We start from the raw sequence: 19,814 nt of genomic DNA, 5'->3' as shown, positions 1-19,814 counted from the left end.
TTCCGGGGTGTTGTCCGTACCCTGCGAATCATGACCGTGCGGCCCACGACACCTGCCCAAGCCATCGCCGAACTACGCGCCGGCAACGAACGCTTCGTCTCGGGTACGGCGAAACACCCGAACCAGGACGCCGACCATCGGGCCGCCCTGGCCAGGACGCAGACCCCGTTCGCGGTGATCTTCGGCTGCTCGGACTCCCGACTGGCCGCCGAGATCATCTTCGACCAGGGCCTGGGTGACCTGTTCGTGGTCCGCACCGCGGGACACACCGCCGGCGCCGGGGTGCTGGGCAGCATCGAGTACGCCGTCACCATCCTGAACACGCCGCTGGTGGTGGTACTCGGCCACAACTCCTGCGGTGCGGTACGGGCCGCCTGCGACGCCGTCGCCACCGGGGACACCCCCTCGGGTTTCCTGGGGACTGTCGTGGACGCCGTCGTTCCCAGCGTCCAGCACGCGATGAGCCAGCAGGTCCACGACGTGGACGAGATCGTGGACATCCACACCCAGCGCACCGTCGGGCAGTTGGTACGCCTCTCCGACAAGCTCGCCAAGGCGGTCACCGAGGGCCGATGCGCCGTGGTGGGCATGTCCTACCAGCTCAGTGACGGCAAGGCCCGCCTCCTCACACCCGCCAGCTAAAATGATCTATTTGTGACGACCCGCACCGCCCCCGAGCAGCCCATCCGTCCGACCACCCACCGGGTCGCCTCGGTCATCACCGAGACGTTCGCGCCGGCCATCCTGGCCGCACTGCTACCCCTGATCATCGCCCTGCACGCCAGCACCGACCTGCTGGTCGGGCTCGGCTGGGCGGCTCTGGCGGTGTTCTTCTCCGCCGTGATCCCCTACGGCATCATCTGGCTCGGCGTCCGGCGGGGCCACCTCACCGACCACCACATCGGCAAGCGCGAACAGCGCCGCAAGCCGTTGCTCCTGGGCCTCGCCTCGGTGCTCGTCGGCCTGACCCTGTTGATCCTTCTCGGTGCGCCCCGCCCGCTCATCGCCATGATCGTGGTGATCTTCGGCGTGGTGCTCATCATCGCCGTGGTCAACATGTTCTGGAAGCTGAGCGGGCACACGGCGGTGGCGGCCGGCTGCGCCAGCGTACTGGTGATCGTGTTCGGTCCCGCGCTGCTCGCCGCGTTCGTGATCGTCATCGCCGTGGGTTGGTCCCGTGTCCAGCTCCGGGCCCACACTCCCATGCAGGTCGTCACCGGCTTCATCGCCGGCATCCTGATCGCCACCCCGACCTACCTACTGGTGGCGTAGGGTCCGTCCATTGTGTTCGGCGATCCGGAGTAGGGCGTCGCCGGTCGTGTAGAGGGTGACCAGCAGCGGTCGTAGGGCCCGCCCCGCTTCGGTGAGGGCGTACTCCGAGCGCACCGGAAAACCTCGGTGCCGGCGCAGCACCACCAACCCCTGGCCCTGCAACTCGCGAAGCCGATCGGCGAGCACCTTGGCGGACAACGCGGGCAGGCGGTCGCGCAGGTCGGTGAAGCCGAGCGGCCGGTCCATCAGCTCACGGAGCAGCAGTGTCGTCCAACGCCCGGAGACGGCCCTGAGCGCGACCTCGACGGGACAGGACGGATCGGGTCGAGCGGTGGCACCCCGTCCGTCCGGGACCAGCTCCAGATCCCATGTGCCGAAGGTTTCCGTTTGGTGACCTACGTCCGGAGCGGCTTGGCTGGCAGCATGACCCATTCCACCAGTGTGCCGCTGGCGACCGAGGCCGCCGAGCACCCCCACGCGTTCGCCCGGGCCTTCAACACCTTCGATCCCGTGATCGTCGACCGGTTCTACGAGCCAGCGGGGGTCTTCGTGCCCCAACCCGGCGTGACCGTCAGCGGACTCGAACGGCTGGCGGCAAACGCCCGGTTCCTCGAGTGGCGGGTACCGATCCGGGTCGCGCCACGCCACATCTATGTCAGCGGAGACCTGGCACTGTTCATCGTCGACTACGTCATCGAGGGCACGACACCCGCCGACGAGCCGGTGCGCCTCGCTGGCACCGCCACCGATGTCGGCCGGTGTGGCTCCGACGGTCGTTGGCGATACGTGATCGACAACCCGTTCGGCGTGGCCCGCCCACCTGGGAAGGGAGAGTCACCCGGGTAGGGGAAGCGCCTCCCTCGCGATGGGGAGGGAGGCCCAGTCTACGACGCCTACGGTCGCAGTCATGGTTGAAACTGATCGACCGCGACGCTGGCCGGCCTACGCGGTTGCGGTGCTGTTCCTCGGTTACGCCGTGGGGAAGGCCGCCTTCGCGCTACAGGCCCGGCTCGGATTCCCGGGCGGTCCGCCGGTGTCGGCGGCCGAGACGGAAAGCTATTTCCTGGACGCGGCCACCGCCCAGTGGTTCGCCACCGCGTCCGGCGTGCTGGGGGCATGCGTCGCCATCGCCACGGTCACGGCACTGGGGCGCCGGGTGCCGCGGAAGCTGATGCTGCTCGTGCTACTCGGAATGCTGGTGGCCGTCGGCGGCGGCGCGGGAATCATGATCGTGGACGGGTTCGTCGGCATGGGTGTGGGCTGGCAGTGGCACCACGGACTCCTTGGCATCCTCGTGATCGGACTGTTCCTGGAGATGGTCCGGTCCTACGCGGCGGCGACGAGACATGTCGCGGCCTGATCGGGCGCGGGTGGGTGGGTACGGGGCTGCGGTGTGCGCCGCGGCGTACGGATCGATGAAGCTCGCCCAGGCACTGGGGGCCAATGCGCTGGCCGACAAGGACCCGCTGCCGCCACACCTGCGCGAACAACTCCTCGCCCGTGATCCCTGGTTCGTGGCAAGCCACTGGTTGCTGGCCGGTGCGGCGGTGGTCGGTGTCATCGTCGCGCTGGCCACCGTACGGCCCTGGGGTACGAGAGTCCCGCGCCGGCTGCTGCTCACGATCGCCTGGACGCTGGCGACCTTCATGATCGCCCGGTCGATCGGGGCGCTGGGGGGCGGCTTCGTCGGCGACATACTGCTACTGACCGGGGTCCGCCCGGCGTCGGTCGAGCACGCCGAGCTGGCTCATATGCTGGCGCGTTGGGATCTGCTGCTGTGGTCGCCGTTCTTCCTGCTCTGGGGACTGTGCTGGGCAGCGGCGGGATGGCGGCTGAGCACTGCCTCGCGCGGACAGGCAGTCTTCGCCTCGTGCCCTGGGACGCGCCCCCACCCGTCGATTGATTAATGACCACGTACGTCGGCGAAAATCGTATTCGCGACAACGCTAATCCCGTTGACGACGCCCGCCTTGTATTGTCCGAGCAGCACAGCTAAATGGTCGATGAGCTGACCTTTCGCCAATCCCCAACCAGCCGTCACCACATGTTGCAAAAGACAACCAGCCGACGTTAAAAGAATCGAGGCGGGAGTGATCAGATGACCGATGAAACAGGTTCTACGGTGCCCCGGCGACAACTGGGCCGGATGCTCCGCGCGCTTCGGGACGAATCGTGTGCCACGCTCGACGGCGCGGCGGCCACGTTGGAGTGCACCCGGCAGAAGGTGTGGCGGATCATCGGGGAGGTCCACCATGGATAGTCTTTCTCAGGCCCGCTGGCGCAAGAGCACCCGCAGCGGCGGCAACGGTGGCGAGTGCGTCGAGGTCGCCGACATCCTCACCAGCATCGTCGCCGTACGCGACAGCAAAGACCAGACCGGTCCCATCCTCACCTTCACCCCCACCGCCTGGTCGACCTTCATCACCCACCTGCTTGCCCCCACCCCCTCGCGTTGATCGCCCCCTCGCGTTGATCAAGAGATCTGCGTCAGGCCAGGGCGATCCGGTCGACGCAAATCTCTTGATCAACGGGGGTGGACGCCGCCAACGGGGGTGGACGCCGCCCGGACCGAGTCAGGTCCGGACGGCGTCCACTGTCGACAGAGAAATGTCTCAGGCGACGACGGTCACGCCCACCTCGTTGAAGCCCCGGCCAGCGGTGACGGCCAGGTCGCCGTTGCCATGCCGGGACAGGGCGCGCAGCGTCCAGGTCCCCGGAGCCGCGAAGAACCGGAACTGGCCGGCCGGCGAGGTGACCACCTCGGCGGTGAACTCACCGGTGGAGTCGAGCAGCCGGACGTACGCCCCGGGCACCGGCTCGCCAGAGTCGATGCGTACGACGCCGGTGATGACGGTCTCCTTCTCCAGGTCCAGGCTGGCGGGCAGCGGGGCGGACTGGTCCGGAGCCGCGCAACCGGCGGCAGTGCTAGCGGCGGCAGTGGTGGCAGCGGAAACTGGTGCAGTCATGCTCAGGCCTCCCCAGGCTCGTCGCCGAGTACGACCGGCACGCCAACCAGCGAGCCGTACTCGGTCCAGGATCCGTCGTAGTTCTTCACGTTCTGGTGGCCGAGCAGTTCCTTGAGCACAAACCAGGTGTGCGAGGAACGCTCGCCGATCCGGCAGTAGGCGATGGTGTCCAAGCTGTCGTCCAGCCCGGCCGCCGCGTAGATCGCCCGCAGTTCGTCGTCGGACTTGAAGGTGCCGTCCTCGTTGGCCGCCTTGGACCACGGCACGCTGACCGCGGTTGGGATGTGCCCCGCCCGCTGGGCCTGCTCCTGCGGCAGGTGGGCCGGGGCGAGCAGTCGGCCGGCGTACTCGTCGGGCGAGCGCACGTCGACCAGGTTCTGCACGCCGATCGCAGCGACTGTCTCGTCGCGGAACGCCCGGATGGACGTGTCCGGTTCCTGCGCGACGTACCGGGTGGCGGGGCGGGAGACCGGGTCGCTGACCAGCGGCCGGGCGTCCAGCTCCCACTTCTTGCGGCCACCGTCGAGCAGGCGTACGTCGCCGTGCCCGTAGAGCTTGAAGTACCAGTACGCGTAGGCGGCGAACCAGTTGTTGTTGCCGCCGTACAGGATGACGGTGTCGTCGTTGGCGATGCCCCGCTCGGAGAGCAGCGCCTCGAACTGCGACTTGTTGACGAAGTCCCGGCGGACCGGGTCCTGGAGGTCGGTCCGCCAGTCGAGCTTGACCGCACCGGCGATGTGGTTGGTGTCGTAGGCGGCGGTGTCCTCGTCGACCTCGACGAAGACGACGCCCGGGGTGTCGATGTTCTTCTCGGCCCAGTCAGCCGAGACGAGCGCGGTGTCGCGACTCATCAGTTCACTCCCTGGTGAGGATGGTGGTGTGAGTCAGCGCGTGTAGGACGCTGTGCACTGGTCGCACTTCACACGCGGGACCCAACGGAACGGATCACGGGTTGTGCGACGGCGCCGCTGCCGGGCGTGGGGAGAATGTCAGAGGGTACGCAACGAGCAGCTCTGCCGTCAGATGGCAGAGCGACACAGGCAGGTGGCCACGCGACACAGGTCGACCGCGCGCCGTTTGGTGAGGAGCGTCCCCATGGCCACGGAGCTTACCAGCGGTTCAGGCCACTGCCCCAGGACAGACCACCATCCGGGACGCTGTCCAAGTCGTCCCGGATGGTGTGCGCCTTCGTCCAGGCCCCGTTGGGCAGTACGCGGCTAGGCCCCGTTGAGCGGCACGTTCGTGGCGGTCGCCCGGACGGCCAGGCCCTCCGGCTCCGGCCGGACCTCCTGCACGTCGAGCTGGAACGGCATGGCCGGCAGCGGCAGTTTGATGGAGATCTGCCGGGCGTACGACTTGATCAGCGCCTCGGCCAGCGGATTCACGGTCAGGCCCTCGACGTCGAGGGTGTCGAACTTGATCGCCACCTGTCCCTGCACGATGCTCAGGTCCGCCGTGCCGCGCAGCATGCGTTCCTGACCGAGGATCTCCAACGGCCCGGCCACGGCAAGTTTGCCGCCCTGCTCGGAGAGAGTGAGCCCGGGCTTGCCCATGAACTGTGCGACCGTGTCGTAGGAGACGGTTCCGGTGCCCACCACCGTCTTGGCGGTAATCGTCCCCTGCCCGGAACGCAGGGTGTCCAGTGGCGCGTCGACGTCACGCGCATCAATGTTGATCTCAGGCAGGCGTACGCTCTGTCCCCGGACCGGCCCCTCGGCGTCCCGGACCTTGATGGTGATCGACTCGTACCGGCCGCCGGCCACCTGGGTAAGGAACGGGAAGCCGTGCACACTGACGTCCGGCTGCGACGAGGTGATCTGCTGCCGGGTGAGTTCCCGCTCGGCCTGCTCGGTGATGGCGCGCTCAGCGATCCCGACGGCCAACCGGTCAGCCACCACCAGCACACCGGCCAGCACGAGCAACAGGACGAACAATGTGATCAGCAGCCGGCGGCCCCGCCGCCGCCGCCGGACCGGCTGCTCCGGGTACGTCTGATAGCTGTCTGCCACGCCGCCTCCTGACTCGTCCGGTGCCACCGATCGCCGCACCGTCATGTACCCGACTTCCCTGATCCGCAATCGGTGCGGATCAGCCTGATCCCATCGGTGCGGATCAGAGGAAGAGCACGCTCATCGCGTATGCGGCCGGTGCGGCCAGCGCGAACCCGCCCAGTGGACCCTGCATGTGCCGGGCGACCCACATCGTCGGGGGGTCACCGGCCATCAGCCGACCCGCCTCCGCGTAACCGACCGCCAGGTCGGTCAGGGCAGCGGCGGCTGCGGTGACCAGGCCGATCACAGCGGCACTGGTCGGGGTGAAACCGACCAGGTATATCCCGATGATCCCGGCGGCGAGCGTGCCGACCATCGAGCCGATGACCACGCCGGCCGCCCCTCGGGGCACCTGCGGAGCCAACCTGGGCCATGGCAGCACCGCGTCGGTCAACCGGGCCACCGTCAACGAAACCCCGGCCGCTGTGAGGCACACGAAGATCGCTTGAGTACCGATCGGCACTCGGGTGAGCACGATGAGCGTCCCCAGCGCTACGACACCGACCACGATGAGCAGAGTGGAGCCGAGGGAATCGGTGACACGGGCGCGGTCGGCGGGCCGGATGAGTTGGCCGAGCACCCCGGCGACGAAGCCGCCCACCGCCACGTAACCGAGCGGGGCCAGGCCGGCGATCTCGGCCGTGACGGCGGCGACGTCGGCGATGGCCGCCGCCACGACGGCGATCCCGGCGACCAGGAACAACGCGGGTGGACGCATCGCCATGGTCCAGGCGAGAACGAAGAGGACCTGCACCCCGAAGACCACGATGGCGAAGGGCACCCGGGCGCTGCCCGGGCCAGCCAACTGGGCCCCGAAGACCAATCCGATCCCGAGCAGCGCGGCAAAACCGCCGATGGCGAGTGCCAGCGAGCGGCGGACCGGAACGACCTCGATCTCTTCCTCGTCCAGCTCGTCGTCGGCTGGCGGGGGTCCGGGCACCAGTTCCCCCCGGGTGCGTCGTCCGACACCGAACTCACTCCACTCGTCGTCCACCCGGTCGGACGGGTGGTCGACCATTCGGGGCGGACGACCCGGTCCGACGTCGGCCGGGCCGTGGAAATCCGGTACGCGGCTGCGGCCGGGCGGGCCGGGCCGATCCGGACCGGACGCTACGGGCCGATCACCGCCGGGCGGTACGGGTCGATCACGACCCGGAGGTACGGGCCGATCACCGCCGGGCGGACCAGGCCGCCGATCCGGACCGGACACTACGGGCCGATCACCGCCGGGCGGTACGGGTCGCTCCGGGCCGGGCGGTCCGAACCGACCCTGGCCGGGTGGTCCGGGTCGATCCTGGCCCGGGGGTACGGACCGACCCTGGCCCGGGGGTACGGACCGATCACCACCGGGCGGGCCCGGCCGATCACGGCCCGGGGGTACGGGCCGCCGGTCCGGGCCGGGCGGTCCGAGCCGATCCTGGCCAGGCGCTCCAGGCCGATCGCGACCCGGTGGTTCGGGTCGGCCGCCGTCGGCCCAGGAGTCGCGACCGGTCTCGGGGGGCATCGAGGGGTGCACGCCCTGATCGTGCCAGACCGGACGGGGTACGCGCCGGTCACGGTTTCCACCACGTAAAAACCTGCCCAGCCAAATCGACAAAGACGACAAAGACGATTTCTCACCACTGGGGTGGTCGGAGAATCGGTTAAGCTCAGCCCGACTTGCCCGTCAGCGCCGCCGGGACCCACACCAGTCTCCAGCGGGCACCCGCGAGCCGGAACTCCGCTGGCCACCGCGCGGCCCTGCCGCCGGGACGGAGGTGATTGCGTGGAGCTCCTGCTACTGGTGACCGCGCGGGCAGCCGAGCCTTCGGCCGTACTCCCGGCCCTCGACCTACTCCCCCACTCGGTGCGTACCGCTCCGCGTGACGTCCGCACCCTCGTCTCCGGACCGAGCCCGGACGCCGTGCTGGTGGACGCTCGCTCGGAACTCAGTGACGCCCGCGCCACCTGCCGGATGCTGCACTCCACCGGGCTCGGGGTACCGCTGATCGCGGTGGTCACCGAAGCGGGGCTGATCGCCCTCAACTCCGACTGGGGCGTGGACGACGTGATCCTCACCGGAGCCGGACCGGCCGAGGTCGAGGCACGGCTGCGGTTGACCGTTGGTCGACTCAACAGCGCGACCACCGGGGCGAGCGGACTGATCCGGGCCAGCGAGTTGACCATCGACCCGGACACCTACGCCGCCAAGTTGAAGGGCCGCCCGCTCGACCTCACCTACAAGGAGTTCGAACTCCTCAAGTTCCTCGCTCAGCATCCGGGGCGGGTCTTCACTCGTGACCAACTACTCCGTGAGGTCTGGGGCTACGACTACTTCGGCGGCACGCGTACGGTCGACGTGCACGTACGCCGGCTACGCGCCAAGCTCGGCTCCGAGTACGAGTCGATGATCGGCACGGTCCGCCAGGTGGGTTACAAGTTCGTCGTACCGTCGTCGCGGTCCCTGCCCGACGCCGAACCGGCCGGCAGCCCGGCCACCTCCGCCCGCCGGCCCGCCAACGGTTCAACCCGCCTGCCGGTCTGACGCGAGCCATCGCAGGCTGGCCGGAGCCACGCCAGCACCACGCCAGCACCACGCCAGCCAGCCGGCACGTGGGCACCTGCCCCTGCCAGACGCCACTCTGGGCCACCGTCCGGGTGGCGTCCTTGCTGTCCGCCCTGCCCGCCCTCCGGGTCACTCCAACGAATAGGGCTGAATGCTAGAAAGCCTCCCTTATCCCCAAAATACGCGCATATCCTGGCGGCTCAGGAACGTGCGAAGGGGGCGACGGTGGCGTCGGCGACGGATCATGTGGCTCGGAGTGGGCCGACCAGCAGCAGACTGTGGGCAGTTTGATGGCGGCCAAGCTCTCCGCCGTACGCGTCCTCAGCGTCGCCACCACGCTCCTGGTCTCGATCCTGGTCGGTGGTTACGCGCTTGGCATCAACCACAATCCAGACAAACGCCACCAGACACGTACGGCGACCACCGGTGGGCCGACCACACGTCCTGACGTCGTCGGCAGCGATCACCTCGGCCACGACACCGAGCCGGAGTCGCCCAGTCCCACCCCGACGGAGAGCCAACCGCCCACTTCCGCACCGGACCCGAGCTTCTTCGGCCTGCCGCTGCCGTTGGAGGAGAGCGGCCCGTTCGGCAGCCGGATGACCACCGGTACCCGGGAGGTGGCCCTCACCTTCGACGACGGTCCCGACCCGAACTACACCCCGGAGGCACTCGACCTGCTGCGCTACTACGGCGTCAAGGCGACCTTCTGCCTGGTCGGCCAGAACGCCCTGAACCATCCCGATCTGGTGCGTGCGATCGTCGCCGACGGGCACACCCTCTGCAACCACTCGTGGAGCCACGACGTCGGTCTTGGTGCCCGTTCGCGTCAGAAGATCGAGGCGGATCTGGTCAGCACCAACGAGGCGATCCGGGCCGCCGTACCGGATGCCCGGATCGGCTACTACCGCCAGCCTGGCGGGAACTGGACTTCCGGGCTGGTCCAAGTTGCCGTCGAACTCGGTATGACCCCGCTGCACTGGACGGTGGATCCCCGGGACTGGACGCTGCCAGGTGCCAGCAGCATCGTGGACACCGTGACCGGCAGCACCAGCGCCGGGGACATCGTGCTGCTGCACGATGCCGGTGGCGACCGTCGCGGCACCATGGCCGCGCTGTACGCGATCCTGCCCAACCTGCTGCAACGTTTCTATCTCGAAGCTCTGCCCACCCGGTCCCGGATCGAGGCGGAATAGTCGACGGTGTCACGTCTCTCCACGCACCGACAGCAACCGCGCTTCCAGGTTGGACGCAGATCACTGGCGAGTGGGCCGGTAACGCGGGCTACCGTAACGAAATGACCAGCAGAGCCGCCGTAACGAGTGTCCAGGTTGGAATTGTCGGGGAGCTGACCGAGGACCTGGTCCGCGAGGTCCTGGCGCTGGCCGAGGCGGCTGCCGTCACCGATGGTGCGAACCCGTTCTCTGAGCACACCCTGCTCCGGATCCGCCAGGGACACGGCACCCACCTGCTGATCCACGGCCCGGACGACCAACTGACCGGATACGCCCACCTGGAACCCGCCAGCACCGACGAGCCGACCACGCCGTCCGACGACAAGCCGACCTCCTCCGCCGAGGCGGTCGGTACCGGCGACGCGACCGCGGAGTTGGTCGTACACCCGGCCCGCCGCCGTCGTGGTCTCGGCCGCGCGCTGGTCACCGCGACCGCCGCGCACGCTGGCGGACCGCTGTACGTCTGGGCACACGGCGACCACCCGTCGGCCGCGGCCCTCGCGCTCGACCTGGGATTCGAGCGGGTCCGCGTGCTGTGGCAGATGCGCCTACCGCTGTCCACCCCACTACCCGAGCCCCGGCTCGCCGCGGGGATGTCGATCCGCGCCTTCCGCCCCGGTGTGGACGACGAGGCGTGGGTCGCGGTCAACCGACGCGCCTTCGCCAGCCACCCGGAACAGGGCCGGTGGACCCTGGCTGACCTACACGCCCGGATGGCCGAGCCCTGGTTCGACCCGGCCGGTTTCCTGGTGGCCACCGAGGATGCCACCGGGCGGCTGCTCGGTTTCCACTGGACCAAGGTGCACGCCGGCGACGGGTCCGTCCCGATCGGCGAGGTGTACGTGGTGGGCGTCGAGCCGGACGCACACGGGCTGGGACTGGGCCGGGCGCTCACTACCGCCGGCCTACGTCACCTGCGCGACCAGGGACTGACCCGGGCCATGCTCTACGTCGACGAGTCGAACACCTCGGCGGTGCGTCTCTACAGCCGGCTCGGCTTCGCCCGCCGGTCGATCGACGTCGGCTACCGGAGGGCGTGACCCGACACCGGGCGCGTAGGTCACGCCAGTTCACGAAACGGACAACTCACCCTTAGCTGACGGTCACCTACCCGGCCGCACCTGTTCACCCCCCGTTCACTTGTGACCGGCAAGCCGGCTACCTGGCACTCCTAACTTCCCTACTAGCCGGTTCGACAGTCGGCTCCCGGGGTGCTCAGGGATCCCGGCGCTTCCGTCCATGTGAAGGGAAACACCTCAGGTGAAGCTCCAGCGGCACGGCACCCTCGCCTGCCTCGCTCTGACTGCGACGCTCGCCCTCAGCGCGTGCGGCTCGGACAACAACGAGCCCACCGGGTCCTCGACCACCAATTCCGCCAACTGCGCCACCGGCACGCTCAACGCGCAGGGCTCGTCCGCGCAGAAGAACGCCGTCGCCGAGTGGATCAAGGCATACCAGCAGAAGTGCCAGGGCACCACGATCAACTACGAGGCTTCCGGCTCCGGTGCCGGAATCCAGGCGTTCATCGCGGGCACCGCCGACTTCGCCGGCTCCGACTCCGTACTCAAGGAGGACGAGCAGCCCAAGGCCGACGCGAAGTGCGTCAGCGGCAAGGCCATCCACCTGCCGATGGTGATCGGCCCGGTGGCCATCGTCTACCACCTCGACGGCGTGGACAACCTCCAGCTCAAGCCGGCCACCCTGGCGAAGATCTTCGCCGGCAAGGTCACCAAGTGGGACGACGCGGCGATCCAGGCCGACAACCCGGGTGCCAAGCTTCCGTCGACCACGATCCAGGCGGTGCACCGCTCCGACGAGTCCGGCACCACCGACAACTTCACCAACTTCCTGTCCAAGACCGCCGAGGCCGACTGGACCTTCGGCAAGGCCAAGGCGTGGAAGGCCCCCGGTGGCACCGGCGCCAAGGGCTCCGACGGTGTGGCCAGCGCGGTCAAGCAGGCCGACGGCGCCATCGGGTACGTCGAATGGTCGTACGCCGAGAACTCGGCCCTGAAGATGGCCAAGGTCGGCAACGGGGCGGGCGAGTTCGCCGCGCTGACCGCCGAGTCGGCCGGTAAGACCATCGCCGGGGCGAAGCTGACCGGTGAGGGCGACGACCTCAAGCTGTCGATCGACTACAACACCAAGGAGGCCGGGGCCTACCCGATCGTCCTGGTGACCTACGAGATCGTGTGCAGCAAGGGCCTACCCGCCGACAAGCTGCCGCTGGTCAAGGGCTTCCTCACGCACGCCGCCAGCACCGCCGGCCAGGCGGAGCTGACCGAGCTGGGCTACGCCCCGCTGCCCGAGTCGGTACGGGCCAAGGTCGAGACCGCGGTCAAGAACATCTCCTGAAGCGTCCCCCAGCCCTGTCCCCGTACCTCCGTCAACCTAAGCGAGCGCAGATGGGCGACAACGCTCCCCGCTCGGCCGGCCCCGGCGTCGGCGGGTCGGGCGTGACCACCAGTCACGCTCGGCCCGCTGGCGCCTCGGTGCCGTCCGCCGACACACCCGTGACCACGAACTCCGCCGACGCACCCGTGACCACGATCGTGGCCCCTGAGCCGTCCGGCAATCCGGTGCCGAGCGGGCTGGGCGGCGGCGGGGCGCTGCCCCGGCACCGGGCCTTCGGGGCCGAGCGGGCGTTCCGGATCCTCACCCTGGCCGCTGGTGCCACCGTGTTGGCCATCATCGTGGCCATCGCGATCTTCCTGGTCGCCCGAGCGGTCCCGGCGTTGCGGGCCAACACCGTCAACTTCTTCACCTTCCAGGGCTGGTTCCCCAACGACCCCGAGCCGAAGTTCGGCATCGGGGCGCTGGCGTTCGGGACGGTGCTCTCCGCCGTACTGGCTCTGCTGATGGCCGTGCCGGTGGCGCTGGGCATCGCGCTCTACCTCAGCCACTACGCCCCCCGCCGGATCGGTACAAGCCTCGGGTTCCTGATGGACCTGCTGGCCGCCGTACCGAGCGTGGTGTTCGGCCTCTGGGGTCGAGAGGTGCTCTACCAGCCGGTACGCGACCTGTCGGCCTGGTTGAACAAGTACTTCAACTGGCTGCCGATCTTCGGTGGCGACGGCCCGTTCGGCCGATCCGTCCTGCTCGGCTCGCTGGTCCTGGCGATCATGGTGCTGCCGATCATCACCTCCCTGTCCCGGGAGGTGTTCCTCCAGACCCCCACCGCCAACCAGGAGGCCGCACTCGCCCTGGGAGCCACCCGGTGGGAGATGATCCGCACCGCCGTGCTGCCGTACGGGCGGCCAGGCGTGGTCGCCGCCGTGATGCTCGGGCTGGGCCGGGCGCTGGGCGAGACCATCGCCCTGGCGCTGACCCTCAACATGACCTTCGGCATCTCGGTCAACCTGATCGAGAACGGCGGCAACAGCATCGCCGCCAACATCGCCAACGCCTTCGGCGAGGCCAACGACGTCGGGCGCGGTGCACTCATCGCCTCCGGACTGGTGCTCTTCGCCATCACGCTGATCGTCAACATCACCGCGCGGGCGATCCTCTACCGCCGCCGGGAGTTCACGGAGGCCGCCGCATGACCGTTACGGAGCCCTCCACATGACCACCAGCTCATTGCCTGCGCCGATCGGCGACCTCCGGGCCCGCCGGCTGGCCGTACCCGCGATCCTGGGTGTCGCGGTGGCCGCGCTGGCTGTCTCGGCAGCCGTCGTCTACGGCACCGGCATCGGCGGGCCGGTGCTGGTCGTCGTCCTCGGCGCACTGCTCTACCTGGTCGGCCTCTACGCCGCCAGCCACGCGGTCGAGGGTCGGCGGCAGGCACGCAACCGCACCTGGAGCGCGCTGATCCACTCTGCCTTCGTGCTGGCCGTCCTGCCGTTGGCCTCGGTGGTCTGGACCCTGGTCAGCCAGGGTGCCGCCCGCCTCGACGCCGACTTCTTCCTCACCTCGATGAACAACATCGGGGCGCGGGACCCGAACGGCGGGGCGTACCACGCGATCGTCGGCACCCTGCAACAGGTCGCCATCGCCGCGCTGATCACCGTGCCACTCGGCATCGCCGCCGCGATCTACATCGTCGAGTACGGCCGGGGCCGGTTCGCCTTCGCGATCCGGTTCTTCGTCGACGTGATGACCGGCATCCCGTCCATCGTCTCCGGGCTCTTCGTACTCGCCTTCTGGGTGCTGATCGTGACCCCCGTCTTCAACGACGGCCGCCCCGGCTACTCCGGTTTCGCCGCCGCGCTGGCGTTGAGCGTGCTGATGCTGCCGACCATCGTGCGCTCCACCGAGGAGATGCTGCGCCTGGTGCCGGCCCCGCTGCGCGAAGGGTCGTACGCCCTGGGGGTGCCGAAGTGGAAGACCATCCTGCGGATCGTGCTGCCCACCGCGCTGCCCGGCATCGTCACCGGCGTGATGCTGGCGATTGCCCGCGCGGCCGGCGAGACCGCGCCCGTACTGCTGGTCGCCGGCGGCGGTGCGGCGATCAACTTCAACCCGTTCGAGAACAACCAGTCGTCCCTGGCGCTCTTCGTCTACCAGCAGGCCGGAGACGCCTCCAAGTACGCGCCGGACCGGGCCTGGTCGGCGGCGCTCACCCTGGTCGCCCTCGTCCTCGTCCTGACGATCGCGGCGAAGCTGCTGGCCCGCCGTAACCGGCTGAGCCGCTGATCCTCGGAGGTAACGCAATCATGGCCAAGCGCATCGAAGCGACGAACGTGACCGCCTACTACGGCTCGTTCAAGGCGATCGAGAACATCAACCTGACCGTCGAGCCGAAGACGGTCACCGCCCTGATCGGCCCCTCGGGCTGCGGCAAGTCCACCTTCCTCCGGTCCATCAACCGGATGCACGAGGTGCTGCCCGGTGCCCGGGTCGACGGCAGCCTGACCATCGACGACCAGGACATCTACCACCGCGACGTGGACGTCACGGCGGTCCGGCGCACCATCGGCATGGTCTTCCAGCGGCCCAACCCGTTCCCCACCATGTCCATCTTCGAGAACGTGGTCGCCGGGCTGCGGCTCAACGGCGTGAAGAAGAAGTCGGTGCTGACCGAGGCGGCCGAGAAGGCGCTGCGCTCAGCCAACCTGTGGGACGAGGTGAAGGACCGGCTGGGCAAGCCGGGGGCCGGTCTCTCCGGTGGTCAGCAGCAGCGGCTCTGCATCGCCCGGACCATCGCGGTCGAGCCGCAGGTAGTCCTGATGGACGAGCCCTGCTCGGCACTGGACCCGATCTCCACCCTCGCGATCGAGGACCTGATGTTCAAACTGAAGGACCGGTTCACGATCATCATCGTCACGCACAACATGCAGCAGGCGGCCCGGGTCTCCGACCGTACGGCGTTCTTCTCCATCGAGCGCACCGGTGACCCCGGTCGACTCATCGAGTACGACGACACCCAAAAGATCTTCAGCAACCCGAGCGTGAAGAAGACCGAGGACTACATCACCGGCCGCTTCGGCTGAGATGTCAGGAAGGGGGGTGAAGGTTCGTTGCCGCGATGGTCAGTCGAGGAGGAAGCGGGGCTCGCTGCCGTCGGACGGGAACTCCAGGCGGGGCATGATCGGCTTCGCGGGGTCACGCTCGGCGGCTGCCGCCGGTACGGCGGACAGATCCGCGCAGGCGGCCACCTCGGCCAGGGTCAGCATGGTCGGCGGCAGCATGGCGATCTCCCCGGCGACAGCGCGGGTCAGCGCCTCCTCCGGATTGATCCACATTGTGTGGTCCGCCTCGCCGGAGACGTCCCGGGTCCGCTGCCCGTCGGGCAGCAACGCCACGAAGAAATACGTGTCGAAGCGGCGCGGCTCGAACTCCGGGGTGATCCACCGGCTCCACGGCACCAACAGGTCGGAGCGGAGCGCCAATCCCCGCTCGGCGAGCAGGTCGGCGAAGTGGAGTTGCCGCTTGACCAGCGCCGACCGGGCCGCTTCCCAGTCGTCCCCGCTCACGTCGCCGACGACCGTGTCCGTCGTCGGGCCAGCCAGCAGGACCCCCGCCTCCTCGAAGACCTCCCGCGCCGCCGCACAGACCACCGCCTGCGCCGCGCTGGGCTCCAAGGCCAACCGCTCGCCCCAGGAAACCGGCGAAGGCCCGGACCAGTCGAGGCGTACCTGCGAGTCGGACGGGTCCACCCCGCCGCCCGGGAACGCGTACATGCCGCCGAAGACCATCGCGGCGACCCGGCGGATGACGTACACCTCGAAGCCGGTGGTGGCGGGCCGCAACAGCAGGACGGTGGCAGCAACCCGCGCGGGTGCCGGCACACCGCCCTCGGCCCGGAAGCGGCGGGCGTGCTCGACCAGCGGTGCCGGGGCCTTGGACCAGTCGAGCGCCGTGGTCCAGTCGCGGATCGTCATCCCGTGAGCTTAGTTCGCGCCTCCGCCCATCGGGACAGGCGAGTCAGCGGGGCAGGCTGAGTCGACCAAGGCAGGCGAGTCGACCGGGGCACGCCGAGTCGACCGGGGCAGGCGGGCACCTTGGGAGCGCTCTCGGCTAGCGTGCCGGCATGACACGTTGGGGCATCCTGGCCACCGGCAACATCGCCGCACGATTCGTCCAAGATCTTCGCCTGCTGCCCGACGCCGAGGTCGTCGCGGTCGGCTCCCGCTCCGCCGAGGCGGCGCGGACGTTCGCCGACCGGCACCAGATCCCCCGGGCGTACGGATCATGGGCCGAACTGGCCGCCGACCCGGACCTCGACGTCGTGTACGTCGCCACCCCGCACATCGCCCACCACGATGCGGCCCTGGCCTGCCTGACCGCCGGCAAGGCGGTGCTGTGCGAGAAGCCGATGACCCTGGACCGGGCGAGCAGCATGGAGCTGGTCGAGGCGGCCCGCACCCACGACGTCTTCCTGATGGAGGCGATGTGGATGCGCTGCAACCCGGTCATCCTGCGCATGCTCGCGTTGATAGCCGATGGGGCGATCGGCGAGGTGACCACCGTTGCGGCCGATTTCAGTCTGGCCGGGCCGTTCCCACCGGAGCACCGGCTGCGGAGTCGGACGCTGGGCGGCGGCGCGCTGCTGGACCTCGGCATCTATCCGGTCAGCCTGGCCCACCTCCTGCTCGGCGCACCCGACGAGGTGAAAGCCTGGGCGAAGCTGAGCCCCGAGGGGGTCGACGAGAACACCGCGATCATCCTCGGGTACGACTCGGGCGCGCTCGCCTCGCTGACCTGCGGCATGCTCGGCGCGACGCCGCAGGTCGCCACGATCACCGGCACTCGGGGGCGGATCGAGCTGCCCAGCCTCTTCTTCCGCCCCGCCGAGTTCACCCTGCACCGGGTCGACGCCGAGCCGGAGGTCTTCGCCGATCCGCTGGTCGGTGGGGGCTACCAGTACGAGGCGGCCGAGGTGCAGCGCTGCCTCGCGGCGGGTCTACGGGAGAGCCCGCTGGTGCCGCACGCGGCCACCCTGGAGGTGCTGGGGCTGCTGGACGCCGTACGGGAGCAGATCGGCGTCAGTTACCCCTAGCGGCAGTTGCCACCCCTCTTTGATCAACTGCTGACGGCGGCGAACACGGGTTGCGGCTAGCCAAGGTGCCACTTCTGGTGGTCGCGGCCGTTGCAGTCCCAGATCTGGAGCCAGACACCGTTGCCCGGGTTTGCGTCAGTCACTTCAACGCACTTGACTGGGCCGAGGCTGACCAGGTCGCCCGCGCGGTTCAGGTCGAACCGCTGCGTGGCGCTGCCCGTACAGGTGGCGATCCGTAGGTTGGAGCCGTTGCTGGTGCCTCTGAGCTCAAGGCACTTACCCAACACCCGCAGCGTGAAATCCGCGCCGAGGGTGAACTTCTCGCCAGCGACGCCATGACAGTCCCACATCTGGATTTCGGCGGTGGTGTTCCGATTGCTGTCGGGCACGTCGATGCACTTGCCGCTGCCGTTGTTGACGATGGGTCGGTCGGTGAACCGGGGTGCTGCCAGCGTGCTGCTCTTGGTGGCACCGGGTGTCTTGGCCGGAACGCTCTTGTGTGGCCCGGCAGACGTCGATCCTGCGCTCGGTGACACCGGTGCCTGCGGCACGCGGAAGCCCTCCAGGACCAGTGCGAGATCACCCTGCCCGGCCGTCCACGCGCTATCCAGCGTGACCCACTGGATCCTGTACGCCTGGCCGTTCTCGGCGACGAAGCTGCGAGTGAGGGCATGCATCCGGGTCCCGTCGGGTTCGGTGTACGTCCATTCGCGGTCCACCGCCCGCGCCCGGTAGTCCACCTCGCGGAGGTGGACGCGTTCGTACTTCGAATACCTCTCGGTCTTGCGGTCCGCCGCCTCTGCGGCCCTGGCGTCCGCCAGGAGGTCGGCCTTGGGCGCGCCGAGCGCCTCGACGACCAGCACCCGGCGGCCCTCCAGTTCACGGAACTCGACGCGCCTGCCGTCGCGAAGCTGCTGCCAGCCGTCCGGAACCGGCACCGAGAAGCGGGGATCCTGGGTGTAGTAGTGCCAACCAGCCCTCGTCGCTGGGGTCGGTGACATCGAGGTGCCGGGTACCGGGTCGGGTTTGCCGTCGTCGGCCACGGCGTTGTTGAGGAGCGGTTGAATCGCGAGGACCCCGACAAGACCCACCGCCACGACGGCGGCGATCAGCCAGCCGTACCTTCGCTTCTTGGTCGCGGCGCTGGCGGCGGTCGCAGTGCTGGTGGCGGCGCTGGCAGGGTCGGCCGGGGCGGCAGTGCTGGTGGCGGGGACGGCAGTGCTGGTGGCGGCCGGTGTTCGGGACGGCTCACCTGGCAGCGCCGTACCCGCGGGCGGCGTACCTGTCGGCACCGCTGCGGGTGCCGGGGCGGGCTGCTCGGTGATCGCCTGGCGCAGGAGTCGTGCGGTCTCCTCCGCGCTGATCCGCTGGCTCGGGTCCTTGCGCAGCAGACCTTCCAGCACCGGCGTCAACGCACCCGCGCGCTCCGGTGGCGTCGGCGGATCGGTCGCGATGGCGGCCACCGTCGCGACCGCCGACGATCGCGCGTACGGCGGTCGCCCCTCCACTGCGGCGTAGAGCGTCGCGCCGAGCGACCACAGGTCGGCCTCGGGACCGATGACGCGTTCGGTGAGCCGCTCCGGCGCGAGGTACGAGGGTGATCCGAGCACGACCCCGGTTCGGGTCATACTCGGGTCGTCAGACGTGGTGGCCAGTCCAAAGTCGGTCAGCACCACCCGGCCATCATTGGCGAGCAGCACGTTCGCCGGCTTGACGTCGCGGTGCAGCAGTTCGGCGCGGTGTGCGGCGCGTAGCGCGGCGAGCACGGCCAGGCCGATCTGCGCCACCTCGGCCGGCGGCATTGGGCCGTTCTCGGCCAGCACCGCCTGCAACGACCGGGATGGAACGAACTCCATCACGATCCATGGCTCGCCGTCCGCATGCAGCACGTCGAAGATGCGCACCACGTTGCCCTGGTCGAGCCGGGCGATCGCCCGCGCCTCGCGCAGGGACCGCTCGCGCATCTCACGCCGCTCGTCGTCCGTCAGGCCCGGTGGCGGCACCAGTTCCTTGATCGCCACATCCCGGCGGAGCATTTCGTCGCGGGCCAGCCAGACCCGTCCCATGCCCCCCTGCCCGAGGGGACTGACAAGCCGGTACCGATCGGCGATCAAACTTTGTGGACCGTTGGACACGAGCGATTACGGTACCTGCGCACCGAACGACCGTGCGCCTCGGAAGACTAGCGGAAAAGCGACAACCGGACGCGCGGAAGTGACCTCCGGCGTTCGGCTGCGCGGCGCAGCCGAGCTTCGCCGGATTTACACCGTTTCATGACCGTGCCTGCGACGGTAAAAGCGGCCA

At 69.2% G+C, this 19,814-nt stretch carries 23 protein-coding genes and 1 pseudogene; 16 read left to right on the top strand and 8 right to left on the bottom strand.

What is annotated here, in order from left to right; translation table 11 throughout:
* Nucleotides 1–30: 30 nt before the first annotated feature.
* Nucleotides 31–642: a carbonic anhydrase gene (locus FHR38_RS16765; protein WP_184535558.1), complete on the top strand. Its 612-nt coding sequence runs from the start codon at nucleotides 31–33 to the stop codon at nucleotides 640–642.
* A gap of 12 nt (nucleotides 643–654) precedes the next feature.
* Nucleotides 655–1,272 (top strand): phosphatase PAP2 family protein, encoded by a 618-nt coding sequence (locus tag FHR38_RS16760; RefSeq protein ID WP_184535557.1) that lies wholly within the window; start codon nucleotides 655–657, stop codon nucleotides 1,270–1,272.
* On the opposite strand, the gene FHR38_RS16755 is transcribed toward FHR38_RS16760, so the two are convergent.
* Entirely contained in the window at nucleotides 1,258–1,629 is a 372-nt protein-coding gene (locus FHR38_RS16755) for a winged helix-turn-helix transcriptional regulator (RefSeq protein WP_312882566.1), read from the bottom strand. The genes FHR38_RS16760 and FHR38_RS16755 overlap by 15 nt on opposite strands.
* A 66-nt stretch (nucleotides 1,630–1,695) precedes the next feature.
* Here FHR38_RS16755 and FHR38_RS16750 point away from each other — a divergent pair, with 66 nt between their 5' ends.
* The 5 genes from FHR38_RS16750 (at nucleotide 1,696) to FHR38_RS16730 (ending at nucleotide 3,728) form a co-directional block, all read left to right on the top strand.
* A complete protein-coding gene (locus tag FHR38_RS16750) occupies nucleotides 1,696–2,118 on the top strand; it encodes a YybH family protein (protein ID WP_184535555.1) in 423 nt (140 codons plus the stop codon).
* Nucleotides 2,119–2,179: 61 nt separating this feature from the next.
* Nucleotides 2,180–2,632, top strand: coding sequence for a hypothetical protein (locus FHR38_RS16745; RefSeq protein WP_221449054.1), 453 nt, complete (start codon nucleotides 2,180–2,182; stop codon nucleotides 2,630–2,632).
* Entirely contained in the window at nucleotides 2,619–3,179 is a 561-nt protein-coding gene (locus tag FHR38_RS16740) for a DUF3995 domain-containing protein (RefSeq protein ID WP_184535553.1), read from the top strand. Before FHR38_RS16745 ends, FHR38_RS16740 begins: the two co-directional genes overlap by 14 nt.
* Nucleotides 3,180–3,370: 191 nt before the next feature.
* Complete coding sequence (locus tag FHR38_RS16735) at nucleotides 3,371–3,532, top strand: hypothetical protein (protein WP_184535552.1); 162 nt, start codon at nucleotides 3,371–3,373, stop codon at nucleotides 3,530–3,532.
* Nucleotides 3,525–3,728 carry a DUF397 domain-containing protein gene (locus FHR38_RS16730; RefSeq protein ID WP_184535551.1) on the top strand — a complete coding sequence of 68 codons (204 nt, stop codon included), beginning with the start codon at nucleotides 3,525–3,527 and terminating at the stop codon, nucleotides 3,726–3,728. Before FHR38_RS16735 ends, FHR38_RS16730 begins: the two co-directional genes overlap by 8 nt.
* Nucleotides 3,729–3,884: 156 nt before the next feature.
* On the opposite strand, the gene FHR38_RS16725 is transcribed toward FHR38_RS16730, so the two are convergent.
* The 5 genes and pseudogenes from FHR38_RS16725 to FHR38_RS16710 form a co-directional block, all read right to left on the bottom strand.
* Nucleotides 3,885–4,238 (bottom strand): DUF1416 domain-containing protein, encoded by a 354-nt coding sequence (locus FHR38_RS16725; RefSeq protein ID WP_184535550.1) that lies wholly within the window; start codon nucleotides 4,236–4,238, stop codon nucleotides 3,885–3,887.
* A gap of 2 nt (nucleotides 4,239–4,240) precedes the next feature.
* Nucleotides 4,241–5,089, bottom strand: a complete 849-nt coding sequence (locus FHR38_RS16720; protein ID WP_184535549.1) for a sulfurtransferase — start codon at nucleotides 5,087–5,089, stop codon at nucleotides 4,241–4,243.
* A gap of 168 nt (nucleotides 5,090–5,257) precedes the next feature.
* The gene (locus FHR38_RS33240) at nucleotides 5,258–5,335 is read right to left on the bottom strand and encodes an Ms5788A family Cys-rich leader peptide (RefSeq protein ID WP_312882565.1); all 78 of its coding nucleotides are present in this window, start codon (nucleotides 5,333–5,335) and stop codon (nucleotides 5,258–5,260) included.
* Nucleotides 5,336–5,455: 120 nt separating this feature from the next.
* Entirely contained in the window at nucleotides 5,456–6,247 is a 792-nt protein-coding gene (locus FHR38_RS16715; RefSeq protein ID WP_312882209.1) for an LmeA family phospholipid-binding protein, read from the bottom strand.
* A gap of 103 nt (nucleotides 6,248–6,350) precedes the next feature.
* Nucleotides 6,351–7,347: pseudogene (locus FHR38_RS16710) on the bottom strand (hypothetical protein); the annotation flags it as partial.
* Here FHR38_RS16710 and FHR38_RS16705 point away from each other — a divergent pair.
* The 8 genes from FHR38_RS16705 (at nucleotide 7,296) to pstB (ending at nucleotide 15,501) form a co-directional block, all read left to right on the top strand.
* Nucleotides 7,296–7,862 (top strand): hypothetical protein, encoded by a 567-nt coding sequence (locus FHR38_RS16705; protein WP_184535547.1) that lies wholly within the window; start codon nucleotides 7,296–7,298, stop codon nucleotides 7,860–7,862. The pseudogene FHR38_RS16710 and the gene FHR38_RS16705 sit on opposite strands and share 52 nt — an antisense overlap.
* A 192-nt stretch (nucleotides 7,863–8,054) precedes the next feature.
* On the top strand, nucleotides 8,055–8,813 hold the full coding sequence (locus FHR38_RS16700) for a winged helix-turn-helix transcriptional regulator (RefSeq protein WP_184535546.1): 759 nt from the start codon (nucleotides 8,055–8,057) through the stop codon (nucleotides 8,811–8,813).
* Between the two features lie 311 nt (nucleotides 8,814–9,124).
* Nucleotides 9,125–10,030: a polysaccharide deacetylase family protein gene (locus FHR38_RS16695; RefSeq protein WP_184539766.1), complete on the top strand. Its 906-nt coding sequence runs from the start codon at nucleotides 9,125–9,127 to the stop codon at nucleotides 10,028–10,030.
* Between the two features lie 101 nt (nucleotides 10,031–10,131).
* A complete protein-coding gene (gene mshD / locus FHR38_RS16690; RefSeq protein WP_184535545.1) occupies nucleotides 10,132–11,109 on the top strand; it encodes a mycothiol synthase in 978 nt (325 codons plus the stop codon).
* Between the two features lie 220 nt (nucleotides 11,110–11,329).
* The gene (gene pstS / locus FHR38_RS16685) at nucleotides 11,330–12,424 is read left to right on the top strand and encodes a phosphate ABC transporter substrate-binding protein PstS (RefSeq protein ID WP_184535544.1); all 1,095 of its coding nucleotides are present in this window, start codon (nucleotides 11,330–11,332) and stop codon (nucleotides 12,422–12,424) included.
* Between the two features lie 50 nt (nucleotides 12,425–12,474).
* Complete coding sequence (gene pstC, locus FHR38_RS16680; protein WP_184535543.1) at nucleotides 12,475–13,614, top strand: phosphate ABC transporter permease subunit PstC; 1,140 nt, start codon at nucleotides 12,475–12,477, stop codon at nucleotides 13,612–13,614.
* Nucleotides 13,615–13,633: 19 nt separating this feature from the next.
* Nucleotides 13,634–14,704, top strand: a complete 1,071-nt coding sequence (pstA, locus tag FHR38_RS16675) for a phosphate ABC transporter permease PstA (RefSeq protein ID WP_184535542.1) — start codon at nucleotides 13,634–13,636, stop codon at nucleotides 14,702–14,704.
* 20 nt (nucleotides 14,705–14,724) lie between these two features.
* Nucleotides 14,725–15,501 (top strand): phosphate ABC transporter ATP-binding protein PstB, encoded by a 777-nt coding sequence (gene pstB, locus FHR38_RS16670; RefSeq protein WP_184535541.1) that lies wholly within the window; start codon nucleotides 14,725–14,727, stop codon nucleotides 15,499–15,501.
* A gap of 39 nt (nucleotides 15,502–15,540) precedes the next feature.
* Here the strand turns inward: pstB and FHR38_RS16665 are convergent, their stop codons facing one another.
* Entirely contained in the window at nucleotides 15,541–16,392 is an 852-nt protein-coding gene (locus tag FHR38_RS16665) for an NUDIX hydrolase (RefSeq protein WP_184535540.1), read from the bottom strand.
* Nucleotides 16,393–16,541: 149 nt separating this feature from the next.
* Here FHR38_RS16665 and FHR38_RS16660 point away from each other — a divergent pair, with 149 nt between their 5' ends.
* Nucleotides 16,542–17,510 carry a Gfo/Idh/MocA family protein gene (locus FHR38_RS16660; RefSeq protein WP_184535539.1) on the top strand — a complete coding sequence of 323 codons (969 nt, stop codon included), beginning with the start codon at nucleotides 16,542–16,544 and terminating at the stop codon, nucleotides 17,508–17,510.
* Between the two features lie 56 nt (nucleotides 17,511–17,566).
* On the opposite strand, the gene FHR38_RS16655 is transcribed toward FHR38_RS16660, so the two are convergent.
* Nucleotides 17,567–19,645 carry a protein kinase domain-containing protein gene (locus FHR38_RS16655; protein ID WP_376771413.1) on the bottom strand — a complete coding sequence of 693 codons (2,079 nt, stop codon included), beginning with the start codon at nucleotides 19,643–19,645 and terminating at the stop codon, nucleotides 17,567–17,569.
* Nucleotides 19,646–19,814 lie beyond the last annotated feature (169 nt).

It is taken from the genome of Micromonospora polyrhachis (assembly GCF_014203835.1).
In the GTDB taxonomy this organism is placed as follows: Bacteria; Actinomycetota; Actinomycetes; order Mycobacteriales; family Micromonosporaceae; genus Micromonospora_H; species Micromonospora_H polyrhachis.
This window is presented reverse-complemented; position numbering and strand designations above follow the sequence as displayed.